Below are 25,811 nucleotides of genomic sequence, written 5' to 3' on the forward strand. Positions count from 1 at the left end.
CAAACAGGCGCCGTACCTGTGGGCGCTGGCTTGCCAGCGAAGAGGCCACGACTGACCCCCATCAACCCGCGCGCAAACATTTGGCGCTATGCTTGCCCATCATTACACCTCCTACAGCATAAGGACCTTGCGCATGTCCGAGTTTCAAACGATGTTCCTCCCGGTGATCGCCGGGTTGATCCTGCTCACCGTCGGCTTCAGCATGCGCGAGCGCAACAGCGGGGTGCTGATGATGTGGATCGGCATGCTGGGCATCCTGGGCATCATGGTGTGGAAGATCCTCGAGAAACTCACCTGACAAATGCTCTACACTCGGGCGATTGAGTGTTCGAGGTTGATCGTCCGGTGCCTGCCTTCCTGCGTTTCCTGTCCCTGCTGCTGATTCTGTTCCTGCCCCTGGGCCACGCACACGCGGCCGGCCTTCCGGGCCTGCTTGGCGGTTCGAGCAAACCCCAGCCCGAGGCGACTGAACCCCTCGCGCAATCGCTCGACGATGTCATCAAGAACCTCGAGAACGACCAGCAACGCAGCAAGCTGCTGGCCGACCTGAAGAAGCTGCGCGACGCCACCAGGCAAGCCCAGCCCAGTGCCGAGCAAGGTGTGCTGGGCCTGATCGGCACCACCTTCAACGAACTGGAAAAGCAGTTCAGCGGCGAGGCCAGCCCGTTCAACCGCTGGAGCCGCGAACTGGAGCTGGCCCAGATCGAGCTCAGTGCGCGGGTGGTGCCGGTGCATGAATGGCCGACGATCCTGTTCGGTTTCGCCGCCATCATCGCGCTCTGGAGCCTGCTGGCCTATGCGCTGAACTGGGTCAGCCACCAGGTACGCCTGCGCTTCGGCCTCACCGAAGAGCTGCCGCAACACCCGCGCACCTGGGACCTGGTGCGCTTCGCCCTGCGCAAGCTCGGGCCTTGGCTGGTGGCGCTGATCATCACCGTGTACCTGAGCTTTGCCCTGCCCTCTTCGCTGGGCAAGTCGATGGCCATGGTACTGGCCTACGCCCTGGTGGTCGGCACCTGCTTCTCGGCCATCTGCGTGATCGCCTTCTCGCTGCTCGATGGCCCGCACCGCCACCGCGCCCTGTACATCCTGCGCCACCGCGCGTTCCGTCCGCTGTGGCTGATCGGCAGCTTTGCCGCCTTCGGCGAGGCGATGAACGACCCACGCATGGCCGCCGCCCTGGGCGACCACCTGGCGCACACCCTGGCGACCCTGGCCAACATTCTGGCGGCGCTGTCCACCGGGCTGTTCATCCTGCGCTTTCGCCGCCCCATCGCGCACCTGATTCGCAACCAGCCGCTGTCTCGGCGCCTGACGCGCCGCGCCCTGAGCGACACCATCGAGATCCTCGGCACCTTCTGGTACCTGCCGGCCCTGGTGCTGGTGGGCATTTCGCTGTTCGCCACGTTCGTGTCCGCCGGCGACACCAGCACGGCCCTGCGCCAGTCGCTGATGTGCACGGTGCTGGTGGTGATGTGCATGGTGGTCAATGGCCTGGTGCGCCGCCATGCGCTCAAGCCGCAGCGGGCCAACCGGCGCCAGGCGGTCTACGCCGAACGCCTCAAGAGCTTTGGCTACACCCTGGTGCACCTGCTCATCTGGCTGGTGTTCATCGAGCTGGGCCTGCGTGTATGGGGCTTCTCGCTGATCGGTTTCACCGAGGGCGAAGGCCACGAGGTGGCGGTGCGCGTGTTCGGCCTGGCCGGTACGCTGATCGCCGCCTGGCTGGTGTGGATCCTCAGCGACACCGCCGTGCACCACGCACTGACCCGCTCGCGCAAGGGCCTGGCCAATGCCCGTGCGCAAACCATGATGCCGCTGATCCGCAACGTGCTGTTCGTGGCCATCTTCATCATCGCGGTGATCGTGGCCCTGGCCAACATGGGCATGAACGTCACGCCGCTGCTGGCCGGTGCCGGTGTGATCGGCCTGGCCATCGGCTTTGGTGCGCAATCGCTGGTGGCCGACCTGATCACCGGCCTGTTCATCATCATCGAGGACTCCCTGGCCATCGATGATTATGTGGATGTCGGCGGCCACCTGGGAACCGTCGAAGGCCTGACCATCCGTACCGTGCGCCTGCGCGACATCGACGGCATCGTGCACACCATCCCGTTCAGCGAGATCAAGAGCATCAAGAACTACTCGCGCGAATTCGGCTACGCGATCTTCCGCATCGCCATCCCCTACAACATGAGCATCGACAAGGCCATCGGCCTGGTTCGCGACGTGGGCCAGAAGATGCGCAGCGATCCGCTGCAACGGCGCAATATCTGGTCGCCGCTGGAGTTCCAGGGGGTAGAGAGCTTCGAGTCCGGCTCGGCGGTGCTGCGCGCGCGCTTCAAGACCGCGCCGATCAAGCAATGGGAGGTGTCGCGGGCATTCAACCTGGCGCTCAAGCGCCAGCTCGACGAAGCCGGGCTGGACCTGGCTACCCCGCGTCTTTCGGTGCAGGTGGTGACCGCCGGCGGTGGCCCCGCGCAGGACACCGCCCCCGCCGACAGCAACGCCTAGCCCGCCTCGGCCACGATGCGAATCGCATCGTGGCGCCAGTACTCCAGGTCGCAGTCGATCAGCCGCCCGTGCTGGTCGCTGTTGACCCGGGTGATATGCAGGCCGGCACTGCCGGCCGACACCTTCAGCGCCATCGCCGCCGCCACCGGCAACGCGGTGGGCAGCGTCTCGAAACGCACCCGGCCATAGGCGATGCCGTAGTGCAGCGCGTACAGCTCGGTCAGCGACTGGCTCAGGTCGAAATCCAGAATCCCGGCAAAGTACTCGGGGTTGAGGTAGTGCTCGGCATAGAGCACCGCGCGCCCATCGATACGCCGCAGGCGGCAGATCTGGATCACGCTGGACAGCGCCGGCAATTGCAGGCGCGCGCAGATCGCCGCCGGCGCCGGCTGCAGGCGGGCCGACAGCAGCTCGGTGGCCGGCTGTCGGCCCTGGTCGCGCACCATGGCGTGGAAGTGGCTGCGCTCGATCAGGTCATAGCTCAGGCGCTGGGGCGCCACGAACCAGCCACGGCGTTCCTCGCGGTAGATCAGCCCGCAGGCCTCCAGTTGCACCAGCGCCTCGCGCAGGGTGATGCGCGTGGTATCGAACACCTCGCTGAGCTTGCGTTCGGCTGGCAACTTGCAGCCGGGCGCCAGCAGGCCATGCTCGATCTGCTCTTGCAGGGCATTGCATATGGCTGTTACTGCACGCGTGGGCAGTCGATGCATCAAGGGTTACCTATCTGGACTAGTCCAGCCTGGTGCGTGTGCCAGAACGGCGCAGCGACGATGGCCGGGCGGAGTAACCAAAGCCTAGGCAATCCACATGAACGGCACATGACAGTGCGCCGGACGGTCACGCACAGGCCCGGTCGAGCGCGGTCAAGGCGTTGCGGATCAAGCACTTGAAACTGGTCTACGCTCTATTTTCAGGGCCGCTGCACACACCTGGCGCGGCGCCTTCGACATCAAACTGTCATGCAACCGGCCTACCTTGGCTCGGGTATTGCTGACCTAGACCAACCGAATCGAAACCCTCTCAGCGTTTTGCACGGCACCCATCAAGGAGCTTCGGATGAAACAGCTTTTTCTGGCCTCACTGTTAGGCACCAGTATTGCCCTGTGCACCTCGGCCATGGCCGCGGACACCGACCTCAAGGCCCTCGAGGACGCCGCCCGCAAGGAAGGCGTCGTCAACAGCGTCGGCATGCCCGATGCCTGGGCCAACTGGAAGGGCACCTGGGCGGACCTGGCAAGCAAGTACGGCCTCAAGCACATGGACACCGACATGAGCTCGGCCCAGGAAGTGGCCAAGTTCGATGCCGAGAAAGACAACGCCAGCGCCGATATCGGCGACGTCGGCGCCGCCTTCGGCCCCATTGCGCTGGCCAAGGGCGTGACCCAGCCGTACAAGCCCAGCACCTGGGAGCAGATACCGACCTGGGCCAAGGACCAGGACGGACACTGGGCACTGGCCTATACCGGCACCATCGCCTTCATCATCAACAAGCAGCTGGTCAAGGAAGAAGACATTCCCAAGACCTGGCACGACCTGGAAAAGGGCAAGTACAAGGTCGCCATCGGTGACGTCGGCACCGCTGCCCAGGCGGCCAACGGCGTACTGGCTGCAGCCATTGCCTACAAGGGCGACGAGTCCAACATCGAGCCGGGCCTGCAACTGTTCACCAAGCTGGCCCAGCAGAAGCGCCTGTCGCTGGCCAACCCGACCATCCAGACCCTTGAGAAGGGCGAGATCGAGGTCGGCGTGGTGTGGGACTTCAACGGCCTGAGCTACCGCGAGCAGATCGACCCGAAACGCTTCGAGGTACTGATTCCGTCCGACGGCTCGGTGATGTCCGGCTACACCACCATCATCAACAAGTACGCCAAGCATCCGAACGCCGCCAAGCTGACCCGTGAATACATCTTCAGCGATGCCGGGCAGACCAACCTGGCCATCGGCCATGCGCGGCCGATTCGTGCCGAGCACCTGAAGCTGCCGGCGGACGTGCAGGCCAAGCTGCTGCCCAACGAGCAGTACGCGCCGGCGCAGCCGATCAAGGATGCAGCGGCATGGGAAGCCACCTCCAAGGCCCTGCCGCAGAAGTGGCAGGAGCAGGTCATCATCGAGATGGAGTGAAACCATCGCGGGTCAGGCCCACTCCCACAAGGAGCGGGCTTGACCCGCGATGTGGTCATCGCTGTCACCGGAGCCACCCATGAACCACAACGTCATCCTCGTCATCCTCGACGGCCTCAACCACCAGGTGGCCCACCACGCCATGGGCCACCTGCATGCCTATGTAGAAGCAGACCGCGCCGCCCTGTACCGCCTGGAATGCGAACTGCCGGCACTGTCGCGACCACTCTACGAATGCATCCTCACCGGTGTGCCGCCGATCGACAGCGGCATCGTGCACAACAACGTCACGCGCCTGTCCACCCAACGCAGCATTTTCCACTACGCCCGCGACGCCGGGCTGAACACCGCCGCCGCGGCCTACCACTGGGTCAGCGAGCTGTACAACCGCTCCCCTTTCGAACCGCTGCGTGACCGCCACACCCATGCGCCGAAACTGCCGATCCAGCATGGCCTGTTCTACTACGCCGACCACTACCCCGACTCGCACCTGTTTGCCGACGCCGAGTACCTGCGGCGCAAGCACGCACCGAACTTCCTGCTGGTGCATCCGATGAACATCGACGATGCCGGGCACAAGCATGGCCTGGACAGCAGCCAGTACCGCAACAGCGCACGCAGCGCCGATATCCTGCTGGCCGACTACCTCAGCACCTGGCTGCAGGACGGCTACCAGGTGCTGATCACCGCCGACCACGGCATGAACAACGACCGCTCGCACAACGGCGTGTTGGCCGAGGAGCGCGAAGTGCCGCTGTTCGTGTTCGGCGATGCGTTCAGCCTCGACCCGGCCGCCAAGCCCCTGCAGACCGAACTGTGCGGCACCGTATGCGAACTGCTCGGCATCCCCCACGACAAGCCGGTATGCCGGGAGCTGCTCTCGTGAACTCGATCACCCGTGGCAAATGGCTGGCGCTGTTGTGCCTGCTGCCCTTCGCGGTATTTTTCATCATCTTCCAGATCGCCCCGCTGACCTGGGTGGCCGTGCACAGCCTGCAGGCCGAAAGCGGCTGGGGCCTGGACAATTTCAGCAAGGTGCTGGGCTCGAAGTTCTACCGCCAGGCCATCCAGCACAGCCTGGAGATCAGCTTCTGGTCGAGTCTGTTCGGCATCCTGATCGCCATCCTGGGCAGCTATTCGCTGCGCAAGGTGGACTCGCGCCTGCGCGACTTCGTCAACGCCTTCGCCAACATGACCAGCAACTTCTCCGGCGTGCCGCTGGCCTTCGCCTTCATCATCCTGCTCGGCTTCAACGGCGCGCTGACCCTGCTGCTCAAGCAGGCCGGGATCATCGAGGACTTCAACCTCTACTCCAAGACCGGGCTGATCATCCTCTATACCTACTTCCAGATCCCGCTGGGCGTACTGCTGCTGTACCCGGCGTTCGACGTCCTGCGCGAAGACTGGCGCGAATCGGCCGCCCTGCTGGGCGCCAGCGCCTGGGATTACTGGCGCCTGATCGGCCTGCCGGTGCTGACCCCGGCGCTGCTGGGCACCTTCGTGATCCTGCTGGCCAACGCACTGGGCGCCTACGCCACGGTGTACGCGCTGACCACCGGCAACTTCAACGTGCTGCCGATCCGCATCGCCGCGCTGGTGTCCGGCGACATCTCGCTGAACCCGAACCTGGCCAGCGCGCTGGCGATGATCCTGGTGGGGCTGATGACCCTGGTCACGCTGGTGCACCAGTGGCTGTTGAAGAGGAGCTACCATGTCTCGCGCTGAATCGGGCCCGGCCGGGCTCTACCACCGCGTGGTGGTGTACGTGCTGTTCGTGATCCTGCTGCTGCCGCTGGCCGGCACCCTGCTCTACTCGTTGTCCACCAGCTGGTCGGCGAGCCTGCTGCCCAGCGGGCTGACCTTCAAGTGGTACCTGGCGCTATGGAGCGAGCCGCGTTTTCTGGCCGCCTTCGGCCAGTCGCTGCTGGTGTGCGTGGGCGCGCTGGTACTGTCGGTGCTGCTGATCCTGCCGCTGCTGTTCGTGGTGCACTACCACTTCCCCAGGCTCGACGCACTGATGAACATCCTCATCCTGCTGCCCTTCGCGGTGCCGCCGGTGGTGTCGTCGGTGGGGCTGCTGCAGCTGTATGGCTCGGGGCCGATGGCGATGGTCGGCACGCCGTGGATTTTGATCGGCTGCTATTTCACCGTGGCCCTGCCCTTCATGTACCGCGCCATCACCAACAACCTGCAGGCGATCAACCTGCGCGACCTGATGGATGCCGCCCAGTTGCTGGGGGCCAACACCTGGCAGGCCGCGTTTCTGGTGGTGCTGCCCAACCTGCGCAAGGGCCTGATGGTGGCGCTGCTGCTGTCGTTCTCGTTCCTGTTCGGCGAGTTCGTGTTTGCCAACCTGCTGGTGGGCACCCGCTACGAGACGCTGCAGGTGTACCTGAACAACATGCGCAACAGCAGCGGGCACTTCAACAGCGCGCTGGTGATTTCCTACTTCCTCTTCGTGCTGGTGCTGACCTGGGCAGCCAACCGCCTGAACAAGGACAAGACCTGAAATGAGCTTCGTCAGCATCCAGAACCTGCAAAAAAGCTACGGCGCCAGCGCGGTGTTCAACGACATCAACTGCGAGATCGGCCGCGGTGAGTTCGTCACCCTGCTCGGCCCCTCCGGCTGCGGCAAGTCCACCCTGCTGCGCTGCATCGCCGGCCTGACCGCTGTAGACAGCGGCAGGATTCTGCTCGACGGGCAGGACCTGGTACCGCAGAGCCCGCAAAAGCGCGGCATCGGCATGGTGTTCCAGAGCTACGCGCTGTTCCCCAACATGAGCGTGGAACAGAACGTCGCCTTCGGCCTGCGCATGCAGAAGATCAAGGGCCAAGACAGCCGCCCACGGGTACTCGAGGCGCTGCGCATGGTCGAGTTGCAGGACTTTGCCAGCCGCTACCCGCACCAGCTCTCCGGCGGCCAGTGCCAGCGCGTGGCCCTGGCCCGCTCGCTGGTGACCCGCCCGCGCCTGTTGCTGCTGGACGAGCCGCTGTCGGCGCTGGATGCACGCATCCGCAAGCACCTGCGCGAACAGATCCGCCAGATCCAGCGCGAGCTGGGCCTGACCACCATCTTCGTCACCCATGACCAGGAAGAGGCGCTGACCATGTCCGACCGCATCTTCCTGATGAACCAGGGCCGCATCGTGCAGAGTGGCGATGCCGAATCGCTGTACACCGCACCCGTGGATGCCTTCGCGGCCGGCTTCATCGGCAACTACAACCTGCTCGATGCCCAGAGTGCCAGCCGCCTGCTGCAACGTACGGTGAACAGCCGCCTGGCAATCCGCCCCGAAGCCATCGCGCTGAGCCTGGAAGGCGAACGCGAAGGCCTGGTGCGCAGTCACAGCCTGCTGGGCAACGTGATCCGCTACCGCATCGAAGCGCGTGGTGTGGAGCTGGTGGTGGATGTGCTCAATCGTTCAGCCGCCGATCTGCATGCGGACGGCGAGCGGGTATCCTTGTCCATCGATCCCACCGCCCTCTGCGAAGTTGCCTGAGGGCCGAACAGGAGTTTTGTTGTTATGGCTTTAGCGATTTTCGATCTGGATGAAACCCTGATCCACGGCGACTGCGCCTCGCTGTGGAGCGAGCAGATGGTGCGCCTGGGCTGGGTGGACGGTGAGTCGTTCCTGCGCAGGGACCGTGAGCTGATGGAGGCCTACGGCAAGGGGCACCTGGCGATGGAAGACTACATGGCGTTCAGCCTGGAGCCGCTGATCGGGCGCACACCAGAGGAAGTCGATCATCTGGTCGAGCCGTGGGTGGAAGACTTCATCGAGCCGATCATCTTCAGTGAGGCCACCCGCACCATTGCCGAGCACCGCAAGGCGGGGGATCGAATTCTGGTGATCTCGGCCTCGGGTGTGCATCTGGTGGGACCGATTGCCGCGCGCCTGGGGATCGACGAGTACCTGGGCATCGAGCTGGAAGTGGAAAAAGGGTTCTACACCGGCAAGACCGTGGGCACCCTGACCTACCGCGAAGGCAAGATCACCCGCTTGCTGGAGTGGCTGGACCAGCAGGAAGAGAACCTGGAAGGCGCAAGCTTCTATTCCGATTCGCGCAATGACCTGCCGTTGCTGCTGAAGGTTGACCACCCGTATGTGGTAAACCCGGACCCGGTGCTGCGCGAGCATGCCGAGAAGAATGGCTGGCCGATTCTGGCCTGGGCCTGAAAAAAGTTCGCCGGCAAGGTCGGCTCCTGCAGGAGTCGGCCTTGCCGGCGAACAGGGCCCTATACCAGGCTGTCGTCGATCACCAGCACCAACTTGCCCGATACCTGGTTGCCCGCCAGTTCGGCATACGCCGCCTCGGCGTCCTTCACCGCATAGCTGCCTACCAGTTGCGGCTTCAAGCGCCCTTCGGCGAACAGCGGCCACACCTGTTGGCCCAGGTCACTGAGCAGGTCGGCCTTGAACTGGTCATCGCGATTGCGCAGGGTCGAGCCGGTCACCTGCACCCGCTTGGCCAGTACCTGGGCCAGGTCCAGCTCGGCCTTGCGCCCGCCCATCAGGCCGATGATCACCCAGCGCCCGTCTCGGGCCAGCAGCTTGAGGTTGAGCGCCGCATAGTTGGCCCCCACCGGGTCCAGGATCACATCGAACGGGGCGAAGTCGTTCAGCGCCTCTATATCGTCACCGCGCACCACGCCACCGCTGGCGCCCAGCGCCTGACAATAGGCCAGCCGCTCGGCCGAGCCCACGCTGACCCAGCTGGGGCTGCCGAAGGCCTTGCACAGCTGGATGGCCGCCGACCCCACGCCGCTGGCGCCGGCGTGCAGCAACACCTTCTCGCCCGGCTTGAGGCCGCCCAGCTGGAACAGGTTGAGCCAGGCCGTGGCGTATACCTCCGGGATCGCAGCCGCCTGCTGCAGGCTCAGGCCCTCGGGCACCGGCAGCACGTGGCGCGCATCGACCACCACCTCTTCGGCCATGCCGCCACCGGCCAGCAGTGCGCATACCCGGTCGCCCACCTGCCAGGACACCCCGGCTCCCACTTCGCTGATCACCCCGGCACATTCCAGGCCCAGGAACTCGCTGGCGCCCGGTGGCGGCGGGTACAATCCGGCACGCTGCAACAGGTCGGCGCGATTGAGCCCGGCCGCTGCCACGCGGATGCGTACTTGACCTACATCGCAAGTTGGACTTGTCGTCTCAACCCACTCCACATGTCCGTCAACGCCTTGCAATGCCTTCACAGTGCCTCCATAGTTGAGTCATGACTGAGCCTGGCTGCCTTGGCACCAGGCTTTTTGCATTATGCGTCCGGCTCCATGGAACCGGCGAATTCAAAGACGGCCTAATATGCGTGATCAATTGCCCCTACGTCGAATCAGCATGAAGCATCTCCTGCCCAGCACTGCCCTCGCCCTGATGATCGGCCTTGGCAGCTTGCCGCTGGCCGGCGCCGCTTCGGCCGCCAACAGTTGGGACAAGTTGCAACCAGACCGCGATGAAGTGGTCGCCAGCCTGAACGTGGTCGAGTTGCTCAAGCGCCACCACTACAGCAAGCCGCCACTCAATGATGCGCGCTCGGTCATCATCTACGACAGTTACATCAAACTGCTCGATCCCTCGCGCAGTTACTTCATGGCCAGCGATATTGCCGAGTTCGACAAGTGGAAGACGCAGTTCGACGACTTCCTCAAGAGCGGCAACCTGGACCCGGGCTTCACCATCTACAAACGTTATCTGGATCGCGTGAAATCGCGCCTGGACTTCGCCCTGGCCGAGCTGAACAAGGGCGTCGACAAGATCGACTTCACCACCCAGGAAACCCTGCTGGTCGACCGCAAGGACGCTCCGTGGCTGCAGAACCAGGCCGAGCTCGACGACCTGTGGCGCAAACGCGTCAAGGACGAGGTGCTGCGCCTGAAGATCGCCGGCAAGGAACCCAAGGCCATCCAGGAACTGCTGAGCAAGCGCTACAAGAACCAGCTCGCGCGCCTGGACCAGACCCGCGCCGAAGATATCTTCCAGGCCTACATCAACACCTTCGCCCAGTCGTACGACCCGCACACCAACTACCTGTCGCCGGACAACGCCGAGAACTTCGACATCAACATGAGCCTGTCGCTCGAAGGTATCGGCGCGGTGCTGCAAAGCGACAACGACCAGGTCAAGATCGTGCGCCTGGTGCCGGCTGGCCCTGCCGCCAAGACCAAGCAGGTGGCCCCGGCCGACAAGATCATCGGCGTTGCCCAGGGCGACAAGGAAATGGTCGACGTGATCGGCTGGCGCCTGGACGAAGTGGTCAAGCTGATCCGCGGCCCGAAGGGCTCCGTGGTGCGCCTGGAGGTCATCCCGGCCAGCAACGCGCCTAACGACCAGACCAGCAAGATCGTCTCGATCACCCGCGAAGCGGTCAAGCTCGAAGAACAGGCCGCCAAGAAGTCGGTGCTCAAGCTCAAGCAGGACGGACGCGACTACAAGCTGGGCATCATCGAGATCCCGGCCTTCTACCTCGACTTCAAGGCGTTCCGCGCCGGGGATCCGGAGTACAAGTCCACCACCCGTGACGTGAAGAAACTGCTCACCGAACTGCAGAAGGAAAAGGTCGACGGCGTGGTCATCGACCTGCGCAACAACGGCGGCGGCTCCCTGCAGGAAGCCACCGAGCTGACCAGCCTGTTCATCGACAAGGGCCCCACCGTGCTGGTACGCAACGCCGACGGCCGTGTCGACGTGCTCGAAGACGAAAACACCGGTGCCTTCTACAAGGGCCCGCTGGCGCTGCTGGTCAATCGCCTGTCGGCTTCGGCCTCGGAGATTTTCGCCGGCGCCATGCAGGACTACCACCGTGCCCTGATCATCGGTGGCCAGACCTTCGGCAAAGGCACCGTGCAGACCATCCAGCCGCTCAACCACGGCGAGCTCAAGCTGACCCTGGCCAAGTTCTACCGGGTTTCCGGGCAGAGCACCCAGCACCAGGGCGTGTTGCCGGACATCGACTACCCGTCGATCATCGACACCAAGGAGATCGGCGAGAGCGCCCTGCCTGAAGCCATGCCGTGGGACACCATCCGCCCGGCCATCAAGCCGGCCGTCGACCCGTTCAAGCCGTTCCTTGCGCAACTCAAGGCACGCCACGAAAACCGCAGCGCCAAGGACCCGGAGTTCGTCTACATTCGCGATCGCCTGGCCCTGACCCAGCAGTTGATGAACGAGAAGACCGTCAGCCTCAACGAGGTGGAACGCCGCGCTCGCCATGCCGACATCGAAGGCAAGCAGCTGGCGCTGGAAAACATCCGGCGCAAGGCCAAGGGCGAAGAGCCGCTCAAGGAACTGAAGAAGGAAGACGAAGACGCCCTGCCGGTCGAGCCGGATGACACCAAGCCGGAAGATGACGCGTACCTCGCCGAAACCGGGCGCATCCTGCTGGACTACCTGGGGCTGAATTCCTCGGTGGCCAAGCACTGAAACGATAATGGCAAAATAATGTGACGGTGCCCTTTTCGGGTCATCAAACAGTCATCATTCTGTCGTGAAATAAGGGACTGGGCGCCGATGGCCCCAGTCCCTTTTTTTCAAGGTAGCCCTGCCATGACCGTGACCGAACAGCTCAGCGCGTTGAGCTCCATCCTGGCTCAAAGCGGCTTGCACAGCCTGTTCCAACCCATCGTCTGCCTGTCCGAGCGACGCATCCTCGGTTATGAAGCCCTCAGCCGCGGCCCGTCCAACAGCCCGCTGCACTCCCCCATCAACCTGTTCGCCGTGGCCCGCCATGCCGGCCGCCTGACCGAACTGGAGGTGTCCTGCCGCGAAAGCGCGTGCCGGCGTTTCAGCCAGCAGCAACTGGAAGGCAAGCTGTTCCTCAACGTGTCGCCCGAGTCGTTGCTCGAGCCGCAATACCAGTCCGGGCGCACGCTCAAGCTGCTGCAGAGCCTGGGCATCCCACCCAGCCGGGTGGTCATCGAGTTGACCGAACAAACCCCCACCGACGACTTCCAACTGCTGTTCAACGCCCTGCACCACTACCGCGACATGGGCTTTTCGATTGCCCTGGACGACCTGGGCGCCGGCTATTCCAGCCTGCGCCTGTGGTCGGAACTGCGCCCGGACTACGTCAAGATCGACCGGCATTTCATCGACGGAATTCACCAGGATGCGGTCAAGCGCGAGTTCGTCGGCTCGATCCTGCAGATCGCCAAGGCGTCGCGGGCCAAGGTGATTGCCGAGGGCATCGAGCTGGCCGAGGAGCTGGCGGTGCTCACCGAGATGGGGGTCGACCTGGTACAGGGCTACCTGCTGTGCCGGCCGCAGGAGCAACCGCCCCGCGACGCTACCGCCATGCTGCCGTCAGCGACGCACAGTGGCGCGGTGGTGCTGGGTGAGGACGGCCGCGATCTGAGTGCGCTGCTCAACGAGCAACCGGCCGTGAGTGGCGATACGGCGACCCTGGAGGTACTGGCGCTGTTTCGCCGCCAGGCCAACCTCAACTCGCTGGCTGTTCTCGACCATGCCCAGCGCCCCTGCGGCATCGTGCACCGCCATTCGCTGTCCGACGCGCTACTCAAGCCGTTCGCCACCGACCTGTATGCGCGCAAGCCGATCAGCCGGCTGATGAACGAGGACTTTCTGGCGGTGGAGCTCAACCAGTCGCTGCAGAAGGTCAGCCGCCTGCTGACCAGCCGCGCGCGCCAGCGCATCGAGGAAGACTTCATCATTACCCAGAACGGTCGCTACCTGGGCCTGGGGCGGGTGATCGACGTGCTCAAGCTGATCACCGAACAGAAGCTGCAGCAGGCCCGCTATGCCAACCCGCTGACCCTGTTGCCGGGCAACGTGCCGATCCAGCAATGCCTGACCCGCTTGCTGCAGCAACAGCGCGAGGCGGCGATCTGCTATGTGGACATCGACAGCTTCAAGCCCTTCAACGACATCTATGGCTATGCCAAGGGCGACGAAGTGCTGTTGAGCCTGGCCCAGTGCCTGAGCGAACGGGTCGACCCCAGCCGGGACTTCGTCGGCCATATCGGTGGCGACGACTTCATGCTGGTACTGGGTTCGAAGGATTGGGAGCAGCGCCTGAACGTGCTGCTGGACGACTTTCAGAATGCCTGTCGGCGCTTCTACCGCACCGAGCACCTGGAGGCCGGGTGCTTCATCGCGCACAACCGCGTGGGCCTGCGCCAGGAATTCCCGTTGCTGTCACTCTCGATCGGTGTGGTGCAACTGCATGCACATACCTGCGCGCAACTGGATGCCGGCCAACTGGCCGACCTCGCCTCCCAGGCCAAGCACCATGCCAAGGATGTGCCCGGGCACAGCCTGTACCTGATCGATACGGCGCTGGCGCCTCAGGCCTGTTCGGGATAGCTGTACTCGAACACCCGTACCACTTCCGAGGCATGCCAGGATGCTGCGGCCATGCCGTCCGATGGCCCGGAAAACCGCCCCAGGCGCTCGACGCATTCGAAAAAGCCGGTACGTGGCAATCGGCTGGCCCCCTGGCTGATCACCAGCGAGCTGCGCAGTGGCTGCTCGGCGCGTGCATCGATCACCGCCAGGTACTCAAGCGCGGCGGTCAGGGTCTGCATCGCCGGGCTTGGCAGCTCCAGGCGTTCGAGCAAGGCGCGGTAGGTCAGCAGGTGGCGTTGCCGGCGTGCCACGTCCAGCTCGCCCAGCAGCCCCTCCCATTGCTGACGGCTGATCCGCACGCCGCTCACGACGGCTCGCTCCAGCCTGCCACGCCCAGCTCCCAGGCCAGGCTGCGGCGAATCGCGGCATCCGGCTCGCGCTCACCGCTTTCAATCAGCGCCAGGTACACCGGACTGATGCCCACCTTGCGCGCCAGCTGCTCGGCAGCCAGGCCCTTGGCCTCACGCAACGCGGCCAGCTCGCCCAATGTGGGCAGGCTGGCCGGCGTGGGTGCAGCGGCGCTGGCGTTGACGCCTGCCGGCTGCGCCGTGGCGGCCGGTTGACCTGCCGCCTTCAACAACGCTTGATAGTGCTCCCAGGGCACGACCGCGTACTCGGGTTGACCGTCTCGGCTGATAACCTGAATACCCATTACAACCCCCTTGTAAGAACCTGCGCATGTAATCGCTCGGTATAGCGCTTATGCCAAATATAGTACCAGCCGGCGCAGTATTGCAGGGTGTAACCGGATTTAGCGCTTTCCCTGCTCCAGGCGCAACGCTTCGGGGGTGTCGGGCAGGCGCTCGACCACGCGCAGTTTCTCGGGAGACTGACGATTGCGCCAGGCGCGAAAAGCCGCCAGCTCGCTGTCGAACGTCTTCAGCACCCAGGCCAGTACGGCGAGATCGTCGAGCAGGCCGATGCCGGGCAGCCAGTCCGGGATCGCGTCCAGCGGGCTGACAAAGTACAGCAGGCCGGCGACGATGGTCAGTAGCGCCCTTGAGCTGATGGCTCGGTACTCGCCACGCCACCACGCCACGCACAGCGCCTGCAGCTGGCGTACGTCATCCTTGAGCTTGCCCAGGCTCGGGCCCTTGCGCGCCACGGCGAAGATCAGCGCTGGCAGGCGCCCCCGGCTCAACAGGCGCTCGGCCAGCGGCAGGAAACGGGCAAAATTCCAGGGTGCTTTCATACCACCTCCAACGGCAGGGCCGGGAAGGTTATCCACAGTATTTGTGGATAACCTTGTGAACAGAGGCCATTTTCAGGCTCGGCGTGCCCGCCAGGCAAGGGCCTGGGTCAAATCGGGCGTTTTTTACACACCTGTTTCATTACGCGGTCACTTTGCGAAAGCCGTCACAGTTGCGCATGCCACCAAGGTGTGACGTCAGATCGCTCCCACGGTTCAGCCCGATCCATAAACGACAACGCCCCGTCGAGACGGGGCGTTGTGCACACAGCGGGACGCTTACTTCTCAGCAGCGTCTTCTGCTGCCTTGGCCGGGTCCTTGATGGCGATCAGTTCCAGATCGAACACCAGTACGGAGTTGGCCGGGATCATCGGGCTAGGGCTCTGTGCGCCATAGGCCAGGTCAGCCGGGATGAACAGCTTGACCTTCTCGCCCACGTGCATCAGTTGCAGGCCTTCGACCCAACCCGGAATCACGCCGCTGACCGGCAGGTCGATCGGGCTGCCGCGCTCGACGGAGCTGTCGAACACCTTGCCGTCGATCAGCTTGCCTTCGTAGTGAACAGTGACCACGTCGGTAGGCTTGGGCTGGGCGCCTTCGGCCTTCTTCACGATCTGGTACTGCAGGCCCGACGCGGTGGTGACCACGCCGTCCTTCTTGCCGTTTTCTTCAAGGAACTTCTTGCCGGCGGCGGCCGACTCTTCGCTCATCTTGACCAGGCGTTCTTCAGCACGCTTCTGCAGCGCGGCGAAGGCTTCGACCAGGTCTTCGTCCTTGATCTTCTGTTCCTTCTTGCCGACAGCGTCCTCGATGCCCTGGGCCACGGCCTTGGAGTCGAGATCGTCCATGCCTTCCTGTGCCAGGCTCTTGCCCATGTTCAGGCCGATACCGTAGGAAGCTTTCTGTGCCGGGGTCTTCAGCTCGACGCTGGTCTGCGAATCGCAACCCGCCAGTACCAGGCTAACCAGGGCAACCGCAGCCGCCAACCGATGCTGTTTCATGCTATTTCCTTGTTCATGCGCCAAAAGGGCAATCGAGTAAAGCCGCGAGCTTATCAGGCGGCCACGACCAATGGCTACCGGCATGAGAGCGACAAAAGGTCGAGAAGTTCAGCCAGGTGAAGGCTTCTTCATGCAGCCGATAAGCCAGTGGCCAGTATTGCAGCCAACGCCCCGGATCTGGATGAAATCTACGGGTAGTGTCCTTCGCGGTACTGCCCCGCCACTTCGCGCAGCACCTGGCACAACCACTGGGCCGGCAGGGCCTGTGGCAGCGCGGCATTGCTGCAGATACCCACCGAGCCACCGGGTTCGCGCACGCCCAGGTCGAGCTCGCACAGCTCGCCCCGCTGCAGGTCGACCCGCACCGCATCACGCGGGGCCACCCACACCGCATCGCTGCCCAGCACATAGCGCCGGCTCAGTGCCGGGGAAAGCGTTTCCAGACGTTGCTGCGGTTGTTCGATGGCGCATTGCACGAACAGGCTGTCGGCATGCTTGCGAATGGTGGTGCCGGCCAGGGGCAGTACCAGCGGGTACTGGGCCACCTGGTTGCGCTCGATCGGGCTGCGTGCCAGCAACGGGTGGCCGGGGCGCACCACCAGCGACATCGACTCGCTGTACAGGTGCTCGAACAGCAGGCCCTGGATCTGCGGGCTGTCGGTCATGCGCCCGATCACCAGGTCCAGCTCCCCCACATGCAGCTGCGCCAGCAGGTGCGCACTGGGGCCGGTGGCGACGCTGACCACCAGGGCAGGGTGGCGCTGGTGCAGGCGGCAGATCACTTCGGGGATGAGCAGGCTTTCGACGGTCGAGAGCACACCGATCTTCACCTGCGGCGGCGCGTGTTCCTCGCCGCGCAGGGTACTCACCCCTTCGCGCAGGGCCTGTACGCACGGGCCGGCGTAGCGCATGAAGCGCACCCCGGCCGCAGTCAGCTCGACACCCTGCTTGCCGCGCTCGAACAATCGCGTCTGCAGCAGTTCTTCGAGCTCCTTGAGGGTCTTGGAAATCGCCGGCTGGCTGATGGCCACGGCGTCGGCGGCCTTGGCGAAACTGCCTTGACGGGCGATTTCGAGAAAGCACAGCAGGTGGCGGAACTTGATGCGGGTATCGAGGTTCATGGCCGGAGTTTATCGCAACCGCAGCCCCTTTGCGGCGCCGGCCTCGAACAACACACCAGCTATATGCTATATATACGCTTCGTATACAGAGTGAGTATTGCCATGGGTATCGTCAAGATCGATGACGCGCTGCATGAAGACCTGCGCATTGCCAGCGGCGCGGTGTCGCGCTCGATCAACGCGCAGGCCGAGTACTGGATTCGCATCGGCATGCTGGCCGAGCTCAACCCGCACATGACCTACCAGGAACTGTTGCGCCAGTTGCTGCGCCAGGAGCAGGCCAGCCTCAGGGAGCTGATCGCATGAGCGAGGTGATCCTGAAGAACCCGCAGCAACTGGCCTTGATGCGTACCGCCGGGCAATTGCTGACGCGGGTGTTCGAGCACCTGGACGGCTTTGTCGCGCCAGGGGTCAGCACCTTGCAGATCAACGACCGTGCCGAGGCGTACATCGTCGATGTGCTCAAGGCGCGTCCGGCCAGCAAGGGGCAGTACGGGTTCAAGTATTCGCTCAACACCTCCGTCGACCATGTGGTGTGCCACGGCGTGCCAAGTGCCGACGAGGTGCTGAAGGCGGGGTCGATCATCAATGTGGACATCACCCTGGAACAGGGTGGTTACATTGCCGACTCGTCGAAGATGTATGCGGTGGGCGCCATTGCCGACGAGGCGCGGCAATTGGTCGATACCACCTATGCCGCATTGTGGGCGGGCATTCGCCAGGTGCGGCCCGGGGCCACGCTGGGTGATGTGGGGCATGCGATACAGCGGCTTGCCGAGGGCGCGGGTTACAACGTGGTGCGTGAGTACTGCGGGCACGGCATCGGCAGGCAGATGCACGAGGCGCCGCAGGTGCTGCACTACGGACACCGCAACAGCGGGCTGGTGCTCAAGCCGGGCATGGTGTTCACCATCGAGCCGATGATCAACCAAGGTGGGCGTGGGGTGCGTACGCTCAAGGACGGGTGGACGGTGATCACCCGGGACCGCAGCCTGTCGGCACAGTGGGAGCATACGGTGGCAGTGACGGCGCAGGGGGTCGAGGTGTTGACCTTGCGTGAGGAAGAGCGGGGCATGGTCGGGTGACTGGCTCACCATCGCACTGGTGATCGTGCTTTTGATGTTCCGGTTCTTCAGGGGGGGCTTGTGGGGCGCTTGGATCACCGCCCGTGCCGGATAATCTCTCGGCCCCCTTCCCGGGGAGCGACGGTTGTAAGGTTAGCGAGCTTATCCAGCATGGACAGAGACGCCGAAGGCCCCTTCCGCTCTTACAGCGGCTTACTTTTTTCTTGGAAAAAGTAAGCAAAACCGCTCCGTCCAGCATCCGGCCCTACGCTTCGCTACGGGTCCCCTCATTCCACCCACGCTCCGTGGGGCCGCACCGTACGGGCATCCCTGCCCGTCGGCACTTTCCGGGCCATCCATGGCCCTACACCCCACTACACGCAGGCTCCATTCGGCCTCCTGAAGGACGGAAAGATCAAAAGCAAAGCAACAGCAACCGCAAGAGCAAGAGCAAGAAAATCAGCACCGGTAGACACCACTGCCGAAAAAATCTGGATCCAATTGCCCCACCCGCCCCGCCTCTCTACAATCCGCGCCATTACGGTCGACCCCGCCCATTCCCCGTCGACCCCGGAGCCTTCTATTCATGGAAGAAATTGAACAGCACTGGCTGTACGCCCTTTCTGCCCCCATGGCCGCCCTCAACGGCGCCAGCCTCACCTCCCCCCGTTACTTCGAAGCCGAAGGGGACCTGGACCTGAAAAAATGGTGGGGCATCAACAACCGCCGCGAGCTGCTCGACATGCTGCGCATGGCCGACACCGGCCACGCCGAAAAACTCAACGACGCCTACTGGCAATACCCTCGCCGCCAACCCAGCCAATGGCAGGCACTGCTTGACGAGCTGGGCCCGCGCGAGCGCGCCAACTATGAATTTGCCGCACGCACCTATGCCGATTGCGGCTTCGGCGGCACCCGCGCCTGGGACCTGGGCCGCATGGGCTACCTGCTGCGCGCCGGGGTGTTCGAGAACCTGATCACCGAGCCCGAAAGCCTCTGGCTGCACAGCCGCCTGGCCCTGCGCGCACGCCACTTCTACAACAGCTGGGACACCTACATCGCCGGCTACATGTTCGGCAAATCGCTATGGAACTGCTCCAGCCATGACGACGACGTCTACCCCTACCGTATCGACCGCCAGGGCGCCGAGCACTGGAACCGCTGCATCATCATGAACATGCTCAAGCGCGGCAAGGCACTGTTCGCCAGCCTGCCCTGGGACCTGCCGCTGGACTACCCGCCCCGGCCCGATTCGCTCGAGGAGGGCACCTGGTCATGAGTTGCTGGATAAAGCTGGGCATCGAGCCCACCAAGGACCAGGACGTCATCCGCGGCGCCTACCGCGCCCGCCTGCCGGAGTTTCACCCCGAAACCGACCCGCAGGGCTTCCAACTGCTGCGCCAGGCCTACGAGCATGCGCTCAAGCTCGCCACCCGCACGGATGACGAAGACGACGAAGACGACGAGGACGCCGGCGAAGAACAGGCCTACGCAGAACGCCCGCCGCGCCCGCCCCGCGTGCACCCGGTCATCGCCACCTTCGCCCGCATGCTCGCCGACCCGGCCCGGCGCTACAACGTCGATGCCTGGCAGGACTACTTGCGTGAGCTCGACCAGTTGCCCCTCGAAGAACTCGAGGACGTAAGCTGGGAGCTGCTGTGGCGCCTGGAAGAAGCCGGCCAGCTGTCCAATGCCTGCGTGCAGGTGCTGGCCAAGCGCCTGGCCTGGGACAAGCAGTTGCTGCGCCTGGGCTTCGAGGAGGCCCAGGAAGTCGAGACGCTGCTGGCTCGCTTCGCCGCCCCCGACCCGTTCGACATGCGCCTGATGAACGACTGGTCTACGGCCGCGCAGTTGGAAACCCTGTGGTACCTGCGCAGCCTGGACCACCTCTACAACAACCGCCCGCTGTTCGAACTGGCCGCTTTCGCCCGGGAACACACCGTGGTCGCCCTGCCCCCGGACGCCGCACTGGTCGAACGCCTGCTGCTGCAGATCGGCCAGGCCGGGGTGGCCAGCCCGAGCCTGTACGCGCTGTGCGTCGAACGCCAGGCGCTACAACCCGACGATGTCGACGCGCTGTACCAGCTGGCCTGCCAGGCCAGCCTGCTGGGCAAGGAAGAAGAAGCGCTGTCGTGCTGGAGCCGCCTGTGGCTGGAGTTCCGCCACCCGGTGGCCGCCCGCGAGCTGCTGGACCTGTGCACCGCGCACCAGCCGCAACGCCTGCCGCTGATGATCCAGGCCTTCGACCGCCTGGCACCGGTGCGCACCTGGCCCGACGACCTGAGCGAAGACGAACAGACCCTGGGCAGCCCGGCGCAGCGCCCGGAAACCCTGACGCGCTGGTTCCAGGCCGCGCGTCTGGAACTGGACGGCATCGCCGGGCAGTTCGTCGACTGGCGGGCCACCGATGAGCGTGAGCTGGAACTGCTCGCCAGCCTGATCGACGAACACCCGGACCCGGCCCTGCAGCGTCTGTACCGTCACGCCTGGGCCCTGCACTGCGGTGACGCCGCGCTGCTGCAACAGGTGCTCGACGAACCTAAAAGCAGCCACCTGATCGATGAACTGATCCTCGACGGCTTGCGCTACCAGGCCCAACAGCAACTGGCCTGGCTGCAACAGGCGCCGATCCCCCTGGCGATCCAGGCGTTCCTGAACAGCAACTCGCCGCACCCACAACTGCCCGACGTGCTCAAGGACGGCGCCACCACCCTGTGCCGCGACTGGCTGCGCCGCCTGCGCGCCTACGACGGGCGCACCCTGGCCCGCCTGCACGAGACCTTCAGCCCGCGCGCCATGATGCCGGTACCGTTCGGCCTGGAGATGCAATGCGAGCTGGGCGCCGCAGGCGTGGTGCTGCCTCCCGCCCCGGCCGGCGCCGAGTTGTGGCACTGGCACCGCCAGGCACTGTTCATGCTGGCCCTGGCCCAGGCGCCACAACGCTGGCTGGCGCTGGTGACGCCGAGCATGCTCGACACCCTGCAGTGCCCACCCGGCCATCCGTTGGCAAAGGTCCATACCCTGCTGCTGAACCTGCTGCAGGAACAAGGCAACCTCGATGGGCTGCTGGGCTGGCTGGACAGCCGCGACCCGCTGCAAAAAGCCATTGCCGACAGCCTGCCCGCGCCGGACCAGGCCCTGAGCAGTGCGCGCCTGCCCAGCACGCTGGCGTTGCTGGCCAGCTACCAGAAGGACGAAGAGGCCTTCGCCGACGACCTGCTGGGCATGATGCTGTTCTGGGCGGTGCTCTACCACGACCCGGCACTGGATGCCGAACAGCACCGCGTGCTGCTGCGCACCATGGCCGACATCTCCAGTGAAGAGCCGTGGTTCGAAGCCTTTCGCAGCGGCCTGATCAAGGGCGAGCCGAGCCGGCCGCCGCGCGAGAAACTCGATGCCTACGGCATGGACAGCGCGGTGTTCTACCAGGTCATGGATACGCTCAAGGGCCTGATCCGCTACGGCCGTGTCGGCGTACCGCGCCTCAAGGTGCTCAAGCAGCTGCAAAAGGCCAAGGATGACCCCAGCACCGGTATCGGCCTGCGCTTTGCGCTGACCGCGGTGTTGTCCTGGTGCGAGCGCCTGCTGCTGGCCCAGGCCGATCTTCAGCCAGTATCGCCCTGGGCCTTCTGGCGCTGGAACACGCGCCTGGGCCGTGGCGCATTCGTCGGCCAGCTGATGTTGTGGTTCTTCGTCACCCTGGTGCTTGCCATCACCTCCAGCGATGCGCCCGAGGCCATGGTCAAGATCGGCCTGGGCCTGGCCCTGCTGTTCGGCACCTGCCTGCGCCGGCTGCACGACATTGGCCACGGGATCGTGGTGATGGTGCTGCTGGCTGCGCTGTCGGTAGCGCTGCCGTTCCTGCCGCTGGTGCTGGTGGTGATGCCCGGCGACGTGCTGCCCAACCGCTGGGGCGTGTCGCCGGAGCATCATGACCCCGACGCCCTCAGCGGCGGGCTGCAGGCTGTGCTGCGGCGCCTGATCGGCTAGAGGTTGAGTGCGTCCAGCGCCTCGTTCAACTGCTGGCGCTGGCTGGCGATCAGGCTGGACTGCTGGGTGGCCAGCACCTGGCTGAAGTCGCTCAGCCAAGTGCCGATCTGCTCGCGCTCATCGCCCAGGCACTGCATCCAGGCGCGCTCCAGGCGCGCCGTCAGGGTTCGGTTGGGCAATGCATCGCGCGGGTGGATCTTCAGCCCGGCCAGGCGCTGATGGCTGTTCTGGCGCGCCTCTTCATCCAGCCCGGTGGGGCTGCGGTCGATGCTGTGGCTGTGGCGCTTGCCGGTGTCCACCAGGGTCACGTCGACTTCGAGCAGGCCGTTGATGTCGTAGCTGAAGCGGATGTCCAGTGACTGGATCTTGTCCATCGGGGTCAGCTCGACGACGAAGCTGTCGATGAAGATGTTGTCACGCACCCACGGCCGCTCACCCTGGTAGACCTCGACGTTGATGGTCTTCTGCTGTTCGTGGGAGGTGTAGAAGCGCTGCACCCGCGAGGTCGGTATCACCGTGTTGCGCTCGATGATCGGCGAGAATACCCCGCTGATGTTGGCGCCGCGGGTGGTCTCGATGCCCAGGGTGTAGGGGCATACGTCGGTCAGGATCAGCTCTTCGATGGCCGAGTCGCGGGCCTTGCAGGCCGCCTGGCTGGCAGCGCCCAGGGCGACGATGGTGTCGGGGTCGAGGTGGCGGTACGGCAGGCGGCCGAACAGCTTGGCCACCATCTGCTGCACCACCGGCATGCGCGTGGCACCGCCCACCAGCACCAGGCTGTCGAGGTCGCGCGGGCTCAGCCGCGCGTCGCGCAGTGCCTGCTCGATGGGCGCGCGCACCCGTCCCAGCAGCGGCTCCCAGATCGTCTGCGCGCCCAGCTCGTCCAGGGTCCACTCGCGGGGCTCGCCGGCACCCTTCCAGTAGACCGTCTGCGGGCCTTCGCCCAGCTTGCACTTGAGCAGTTCTATGCTGTCGTACAGGCTCGCCAGCGCCTGCGGTTCGACGCTGGACAGGGTCATGCCCCAATCCTTCAGGCAGGCCTGCAGCAGCGCTTCGGTGAAGTCTTCGCCGCCAAGAAAGTTGTCGCCGGTGGAAGCATGCACCTCGATCAGCGGCAGGGCGTATTCGAGCACAGTGACGTCGAAGGTACCGCCCCCCAGGTCGAAGATGAGGGTGCGCTCGAATTTCTGCTCGTGCAGGCCGTAGGCCATGGCGGCGGCGGTCGGTTCGTTGATCAGGCGCTGCACCTTGAGGCCCGCCAGCTCGGCGGCGAACACGGTGCGCTTGCGCTGTTCATCGCTGAAATAGGCCGGCACCGAAATCACCGCCTCGTGCACCGCGCAGCCCAGAAAGGCCTCGGCGTCGTGCTTCAGCGAGCCCAGCACCAGGGCCGAGAGCTCTTCGGGGCTGAATGCCTGCCCGCCCAGCTCCAGTCGCTTTTCGCTGCCCATGAAACGCTTGAATGCCGCGACGCTGCGATCGGGGTGGGTGGTCAATCGCGAACGGGCGGCGCGCCCCACCAGGATGCTGCCGTCGTCATCGATACTGACCACCGAGGGGGTAAGCACCTCGCCAAGGGCATTCGGGATCAGTTGGGCACGGCCTTGCTGCCATACGGCGATCAGGCTGTTGGTGGTGCCCAGGTCAATGCCCAGCAAGGGCGCGGCGGCGGGGGTTGCATCCTGCATATGAGGTCTCTGGCAGTGGTCGTCATCGGCCAGCGGCCGGAGCTCGCCCGGCCTGCTGAAAGGCGCCCTACTTTAACTGAACCCCCCACCTCGACAAACAACGAATGCACACACGGCGAAAAAGGCCTGACCTGTAAAAAAACATATCTATGATAGTCATTCTCATTTGAGATAAGCTTGCGCATTACGTCGCACGAGCACAATGGATGTCCACCCCAACCTCCGCCGTCAACCCGCTGGTCAGCGCATTCCAGGAGCATTACGCCGACCTTCTGGCGTTTCTTGCACGGCGCATGGGCAATGTGGAAAAGGCCGCGGACGTGGCCCAGGACACCTACCTGCGACTGGCCAGCCTGTCCGATACGGCGCAGATTCTCGAACCGCGTGCCTTTGTCTTTCGCGTTGCCAGCAACCTTGCCATCGACCGCCTGCGCCAGGAACAGCGACGCTCGGCGCTGCATGACGACGTCAGTGACAACCTGGACGTCTGCGACCCCCTCGCCTCCCCCGAGAAGCAGTTCCTGGCTGCCGAAGCGATCGAACAACTGGACCGCAGCCTGGCCCAGTTGCCCAGCAAGGCGCGCCTGGCACTGCTGCTCAATCGCCTCGAAGGCTTGACCCATGCACAGATAGCCGTGCGCCTGGACGTGTCCGAAAGCACGGTGGGTAAGTACATTGTGCAAGCCATGCGGCACTGCCGCGATTGGCTACGACAGTCGGAATCTATTTAGAATGCCCGGTACGCCCCCTCTGAAGGTTTCAGCAGCCCCTCATCATGACTAGACCCAACCCTTCCCAACCATCCCCTGTCGAGCTGGAGGATCAGGCCATCGAGCAGTGGGTGATGCTGATGTCGGGGAATGCCAGCGAGTCGGATCATGCCGCGTTTCGCCAGTGGCGACAGCGCAGCCCGGCGCACGAAGCGGCGGCGCGGCTGGCCGAGCAGATGTGGCACGGGGTAGCACAGACGGCCACCGCGCAATCCTTCGTGCCGCCAGCGCCCCAACGCCGTGCAAAACCCTTGCGATGGGCTGCGCTGGCCGCCGGGCTGGCGGTGCTGGCCGTGACCCAGTTGGGGCAGCCAATGAAGGTGTACATGGCCGACCAGTCGACCGCCGTCGGCGAACGCAGGCACCTGGTGCTGGAGGACGGCAGCGAGGTCTGGCTCAACAGCGCCAGCGCACTGTCGGTGCGCTATTCGTCCACGCGTCGCGATATCGACCTGATCAAGGGCGAGGCGCTTTTCCAGGTCAGCAAGAACCCGGCGCGTCCATTCGTGGTGCATGCCGCCGCAGGCACGGCCCAGGCACTGGGCACCCGGTTCGACGTGAACCTGCTCGAACAGCAGGTGCGGGTCGGCGTCAGCGAGGGCGTGGTGCAGGTAACGTCCGGTGGCCAGAGCGCGCGCCTGGAACCGGCCCAGCAACTGGACTATGCCCAGGGCCTGCCACCGTCCTCCACGCGCCCGCTGGACCTGACCAGTGATTCGGCATGGCAGCGCGGCAAGCTGATCTTCAATCGACGCCCACTCGACGAGGTGGTCAGCGAAATCGGGCGCTATGTACCCGGCGCACTGGTGGTGACCGGGCAATTGCCGAGCACGGCGGTGAGCGGGGTGTTCAACCTGGACGACGGTGCCCAGATGTTCAGTACCCTGGCGCGCACCCAACCGCTGCGGGTCGTGCAACTGCCGTGGCTGACCCTGGTGATGAACCGCGAGAGCGTCGAAGAAAAATAAATCCGGATTTTGTTGGCAAGGT

24 protein-coding genes are annotated in these 25,811 nt (G+C 64.5%); 16 read left to right on the forward strand and 8 right to left on the reverse strand.

Going from position 1 to position 25,811, the window contains the following annotated elements; all coding sequences use genetic code 11:
- Window positions 1-133: 133 nt before the first annotated feature.
- Window positions 134-298 carry a hypothetical protein gene (locus KH389_RS20070; protein WP_167400231.1) on the forward strand — a complete coding sequence of 55 codons (165 nt, stop codon included), beginning with the start codon at window positions 134-136 and terminating at the stop codon, window positions 296-298.
- Window positions 299-345: 47 nt separating this feature from the next.
- Window positions 346-2,514 (forward strand): mechanosensitive ion channel family protein, encoded by a 2,169-nt coding sequence (locus KH389_RS20075; protein WP_054914665.1) that lies wholly within the window; start codon window positions 346-348, stop codon window positions 2,512-2,514.
- Here KH389_RS20075 and KH389_RS20080 read toward each other — a convergent pair.
- Entirely contained in the window at window positions 2,511-3,224 is a 714-nt protein-coding gene (locus KH389_RS20080) for a UTRA domain-containing protein (RefSeq protein WP_043859984.1), read from the reverse strand. The two genes, KH389_RS20075 and KH389_RS20080, sit on opposite strands and share 4 nt — an antisense overlap.
- 346 nt (window positions 3,225-3,570) lie before the next feature.
- Here KH389_RS20080 and KH389_RS20085 point away from each other — a divergent pair, with 346 nt between their 5' ends.
- The 6 genes from KH389_RS20085 to KH389_RS20110 all read left to right on the forward strand — a co-directional run bounded on the left by KH389_RS20085 (window position 3,571) and on the right by KH389_RS20110 (window position 8,813).
- The gene (locus KH389_RS20085; protein WP_043859983.1) at window positions 3,571-4,635 is read left to right on the forward strand and encodes an ABC transporter substrate-binding protein; all 1,065 of its coding nucleotides are present in this window, start codon (window positions 3,571-3,573) and stop codon (window positions 4,633-4,635) included.
- A 79-nt stretch (window positions 4,636-4,714) separates the two neighbouring features.
- A complete protein-coding gene (locus KH389_RS20090; protein WP_213606114.1) occupies window positions 4,715-5,521 on the forward strand; it encodes an alkaline phosphatase family protein in 807 nt (268 codons plus the stop codon).
- A complete protein-coding gene (locus KH389_RS20095) occupies window positions 5,500-6,360 on the forward strand; it encodes an ABC transporter permease (RefSeq protein WP_213606116.1) in 861 nt (286 codons plus the stop codon). The genes KH389_RS20090 and KH389_RS20095 overlap by 22 nt, the downstream gene beginning before the upstream one ends.
- Window positions 6,347-7,144, forward strand: coding sequence for an ABC transporter permease (locus tag KH389_RS20100; protein ID WP_054914667.1), 798 nt, complete (start codon window positions 6,347-6,349; stop codon window positions 7,142-7,144). The genes KH389_RS20095 and KH389_RS20100 overlap by 14 nt, the downstream gene beginning before the upstream one ends.
- A gap of 1 nt (window position 7,145) precedes the next feature.
- On the forward strand, window positions 7,146-8,135 hold the full coding sequence (locus KH389_RS20105) for an ABC transporter ATP-binding protein (RefSeq protein WP_043859980.1): 990 nt from the start codon (window positions 7,146-7,148) through the stop codon (window positions 8,133-8,135).
- Window positions 8,136-8,159: 24 nt separating this feature from the next.
- The gene (locus KH389_RS20110) at window positions 8,160-8,813 is read left to right on the forward strand and encodes an HAD family hydrolase (RefSeq protein ID WP_043859979.1); all 654 of its coding nucleotides are present in this window, start codon (window positions 8,160-8,162) and stop codon (window positions 8,811-8,813) included.
- A 59-nt stretch (window positions 8,814-8,872) separates the two neighbouring features.
- Here the strand turns inward: KH389_RS20110 and KH389_RS20115 are convergent, their stop codons facing one another.
- On the reverse strand, window positions 8,873-9,835 hold the full coding sequence (locus KH389_RS20115) for an NAD(P)H-quinone oxidoreductase (protein WP_043859978.1): 963 nt from the start codon (window positions 9,833-9,835) through the stop codon (window positions 8,873-8,875).
- A gap of 139 nt (window positions 9,836-9,974) precedes the next feature.
- Here KH389_RS20115 and KH389_RS20120 point away from each other — a divergent pair, with 139 nt between their 5' ends.
- Both KH389_RS20120 and KH389_RS20125 read left to right on the forward strand, forming a co-directional pair.
- Window positions 9,975-12,056, forward strand: a complete 2,082-nt coding sequence (locus tag KH389_RS20120; protein ID WP_213606118.1) for a carboxy terminal-processing peptidase — start codon at window positions 9,975-9,977, stop codon at window positions 12,054-12,056.
- A gap of 123 nt (window positions 12,057-12,179) precedes the next feature.
- Window positions 12,180-13,955: a GGDEF domain-containing protein gene (locus KH389_RS20125; RefSeq protein WP_213606120.1), complete on the forward strand. Its 1,776-nt coding sequence runs from the start codon at window positions 12,180-12,182 to the stop codon at window positions 13,953-13,955.
- Here the strand turns inward: KH389_RS20125 and KH389_RS20130 are convergent.
- The 5 genes from KH389_RS20130 to pcaQ all read right to left on the reverse strand — a co-directional run bounded on the left by KH389_RS20130 (window position 13,937) and on the right by pcaQ (window position 17,309).
- Complete coding sequence (locus KH389_RS20130; protein WP_043859975.1) at window positions 13,937-14,305, reverse strand: hypothetical protein; 369 nt, start codon at window positions 14,303-14,305, stop codon at window positions 13,937-13,939. The genes KH389_RS20125 and KH389_RS20130 overlap by 19 nt on opposite strands.
- Window positions 14,302-14,649 (reverse strand): helix-turn-helix domain-containing protein, encoded by a 348-nt coding sequence (locus tag KH389_RS20135; protein ID WP_054914670.1) that lies wholly within the window; start codon window positions 14,647-14,649, stop codon window positions 14,302-14,304. Before KH389_RS20135 ends, KH389_RS20130 begins: the two co-directional genes overlap by 4 nt.
- 99 nt (window positions 14,650-14,748) lie before the next feature.
- Window positions 14,749-15,189: a YkvA family protein gene (locus tag KH389_RS20140; protein ID WP_213606122.1), complete on the reverse strand. Its 441-nt coding sequence runs from the start codon at window positions 15,187-15,189 to the stop codon at window positions 14,749-14,751.
- Between the two features lie 276 nt (window positions 15,190-15,465).
- The gene (locus KH389_RS20145; RefSeq protein WP_054914671.1) at window positions 15,466-16,188 is read right to left on the reverse strand and encodes a BamJ family beta-barrel-assembly machinery protein; all 723 of its coding nucleotides are present in this window, start codon (window positions 16,186-16,188) and stop codon (window positions 15,466-15,468) included.
- A gap of 188 nt (window positions 16,189-16,376) precedes the next feature.
- The gene (gene pcaQ, locus KH389_RS20150; protein WP_213606124.1) at window positions 16,377-17,309 is read right to left on the reverse strand and encodes a pca operon transcription factor PcaQ; all 933 of its coding nucleotides are present in this window, start codon (window positions 17,307-17,309) and stop codon (window positions 16,377-16,379) included.
- Window positions 17,310-17,411: 102 nt separating this feature from the next.
- Here pcaQ and KH389_RS20155 point away from each other — a divergent pair, with 102 nt between their 5' ends.
- From KH389_RS20155 to KH389_RS20170, 4 genes are all read left to right on the forward strand, one after another.
- Window positions 17,412-17,615, forward strand: a complete 204-nt coding sequence (locus KH389_RS20155) for a ParD-like family protein (RefSeq protein WP_043859970.1) — start codon at window positions 17,412-17,414, stop codon at window positions 17,613-17,615.
- Complete coding sequence (gene map, locus KH389_RS20160) at window positions 17,612-18,394, forward strand: type I methionyl aminopeptidase (RefSeq protein ID WP_043859969.1); 783 nt, start codon at window positions 17,612-17,614, stop codon at window positions 18,392-18,394. The genes KH389_RS20155 and map overlap by 4 nt, the downstream gene beginning before the upstream one ends.
- A gap of 565 nt (window positions 18,395-18,959) precedes the next feature.
- Window positions 18,960-19,652: a DUF1266 domain-containing protein gene (locus KH389_RS20165; protein ID WP_043860023.1), complete on the forward strand. Its 693-nt coding sequence runs from the start codon at window positions 18,960-18,962 to the stop codon at window positions 19,650-19,652.
- On the forward strand, window positions 19,649-22,363 hold the full coding sequence (locus KH389_RS20170; protein WP_213606126.1) for a J domain-containing protein: 2,715 nt from the start codon (window positions 19,649-19,651) through the stop codon (window positions 22,361-22,363). The genes KH389_RS20165 and KH389_RS20170 overlap by 4 nt, the downstream gene beginning before the upstream one ends.
- Here KH389_RS20170 and KH389_RS20175 read toward each other — a convergent pair.
- Window positions 22,360-24,051 carry a molecular chaperone HscC gene (locus tag KH389_RS20175; protein ID WP_054914674.1) on the reverse strand — a complete coding sequence of 564 codons (1,692 nt, stop codon included), beginning with the start codon at window positions 24,049-24,051 and terminating at the stop codon, window positions 22,360-22,362. The genes KH389_RS20170 and KH389_RS20175 overlap by 4 nt on opposite strands.
- Before the next feature lie 206 nt (window positions 24,052-24,257).
- On the opposite strand from KH389_RS20175, the gene KH389_RS20180 reads away from it, so the two are divergent.
- Both KH389_RS20180 and KH389_RS20185 read left to right on the forward strand, forming a co-directional pair.
- Entirely contained in the window at window positions 24,258-24,782 is a 525-nt protein-coding gene (locus KH389_RS20180) for a sigma-70 family RNA polymerase sigma factor (protein ID WP_043860021.1), read from the forward strand.
- A gap of 44 nt (window positions 24,783-24,826) precedes the next feature.
- The gene (locus tag KH389_RS20185; RefSeq protein WP_043860020.1) at window positions 24,827-25,789 is read left to right on the forward strand and encodes a FecR family protein; all 963 of its coding nucleotides are present in this window, start codon (window positions 24,827-24,829) and stop codon (window positions 25,787-25,789) included.
- Window positions 25,790-25,811 lie beyond the last annotated feature (22 nt).

The sequence above is a fragment of the Pseudomonas qingdaonensis genome, assembly GCF_018398475.1.
In the GTDB taxonomy this organism is placed as follows: Bacteria; Pseudomonadota; Gammaproteobacteria; order Pseudomonadales; family Pseudomonadaceae; genus Aquipseudomonas; species Aquipseudomonas palmensis.

What these genes read in the sequence shown, in the direction of transcription:
- KH389_RS20070 (WP_167400231.1), top strand. Translation starts at nt 134, where the DNA reads ATGTCCGAGTTTCAAACGATGTTCCTCCCGGTGATCGCCGGGTTGATC.
- KH389_RS20080 (WP_043859984.1), bottom strand. Translation starts at nt 3,224, where the DNA reads ATGCATCGACTGCCCACGCGTGCAGTAACAGCCATATGCAATGCCCTG.
- KH389_RS20085 (WP_043859983.1), top strand. Translation starts at nt 3,571, where the DNA reads ATGAAACAGCTTTTTCTGGCCTCACTGTTAGGCACCAGTATTGCCCTG.
- KH389_RS20090 (WP_213606114.1), top strand. Translation starts at nt 4,715, where the DNA reads ATGAACCACAACGTCATCCTCGTCATCCTCGACGGCCTCAACCACCAG.
- KH389_RS20095 (WP_213606116.1), top strand. Translation starts at nt 5,500, where the DNA reads ATGCCGGGAGCTGCTCTCGTGAACTCGATCACCCGTGGCAAATGGCTG.
- KH389_RS20100 (WP_054914667.1), top strand. Translation starts at nt 6,347, where the DNA reads ATGTCTCGCGCTGAATCGGGCCCGGCCGGGCTCTACCACCGCGTGGTG.
- KH389_RS20105 (WP_043859980.1), top strand. Translation starts at nt 7,146, where the DNA reads ATGAGCTTCGTCAGCATCCAGAACCTGCAAAAAAGCTACGGCGCCAGC.
- KH389_RS20110 (WP_043859979.1), top strand. Translation starts at nt 8,160, where the DNA reads ATGGCTTTAGCGATTTTCGATCTGGATGAAACCCTGATCCACGGCGAC.
- KH389_RS20120 (WP_213606118.1), top strand. Translation starts at nt 9,975, where the DNA reads ATGAAGCATCTCCTGCCCAGCACTGCCCTCGCCCTGATGATCGGCCTT.
- KH389_RS20125 (WP_213606120.1), top strand. Translation starts at nt 12,180, where the DNA reads ATGACCGTGACCGAACAGCTCAGCGCGTTGAGCTCCATCCTGGCTCAA.
- KH389_RS20135 (WP_054914670.1), bottom strand. Translation starts at nt 14,649, where the DNA reads ATGGGTATTCAGGTTATCAGCCGAGACGGTCAACCCGAGTACGCGGTC.
- KH389_RS20140 (WP_213606122.1), bottom strand. Translation starts at nt 15,189, where the DNA reads ATGAAAGCACCCTGGAATTTTGCCCGTTTCCTGCCGCTGGCCGAGCGC.
- KH389_RS20145 (WP_054914671.1), bottom strand. Translation starts at nt 16,188, where the DNA reads ATGAAACAGCATCGGTTGGCGGCTGCGGTTGCCCTGGTTAGCCTGGTA.
- pcaQ (WP_213606124.1), bottom strand. Translation starts at nt 17,309, where the DNA reads ATGAACCTCGATACCCGCATCAAGTTCCGCCACCTGCTGTGCTTTCTC.
- KH389_RS20155 (WP_043859970.1), top strand. Translation starts at nt 17,412, where the DNA reads ATGGGTATCGTCAAGATCGATGACGCGCTGCATGAAGACCTGCGCATT.
- map (WP_043859969.1), top strand. Translation starts at nt 17,612, where the DNA reads ATGAGCGAGGTGATCCTGAAGAACCCGCAGCAACTGGCCTTGATGCGT.
- KH389_RS20165 (WP_043860023.1), top strand. Translation starts at nt 18,960, where the DNA reads ATGGAAGAAATTGAACAGCACTGGCTGTACGCCCTTTCTGCCCCCATG.
- KH389_RS20170 (WP_213606126.1), top strand. Translation starts at nt 19,649, where the DNA reads ATGAGTTGCTGGATAAAGCTGGGCATCGAGCCCACCAAGGACCAGGAC.
- KH389_RS20175 (WP_054914674.1), bottom strand. Translation starts at nt 24,051, where the DNA reads ATGCAGGATGCAACCCCCGCCGCCGCGCCCTTGCTGGGCATTGACCTG.
- KH389_RS20180 (WP_043860021.1), top strand. Translation starts at nt 24,258, where the DNA reads ATGTCCACCCCAACCTCCGCCGTCAACCCGCTGGTCAGCGCATTCCAG.
- KH389_RS20185 (WP_043860020.1), top strand. Translation starts at nt 24,827, where the DNA reads ATGACTAGACCCAACCCTTCCCAACCATCCCCTGTCGAGCTGGAGGAT.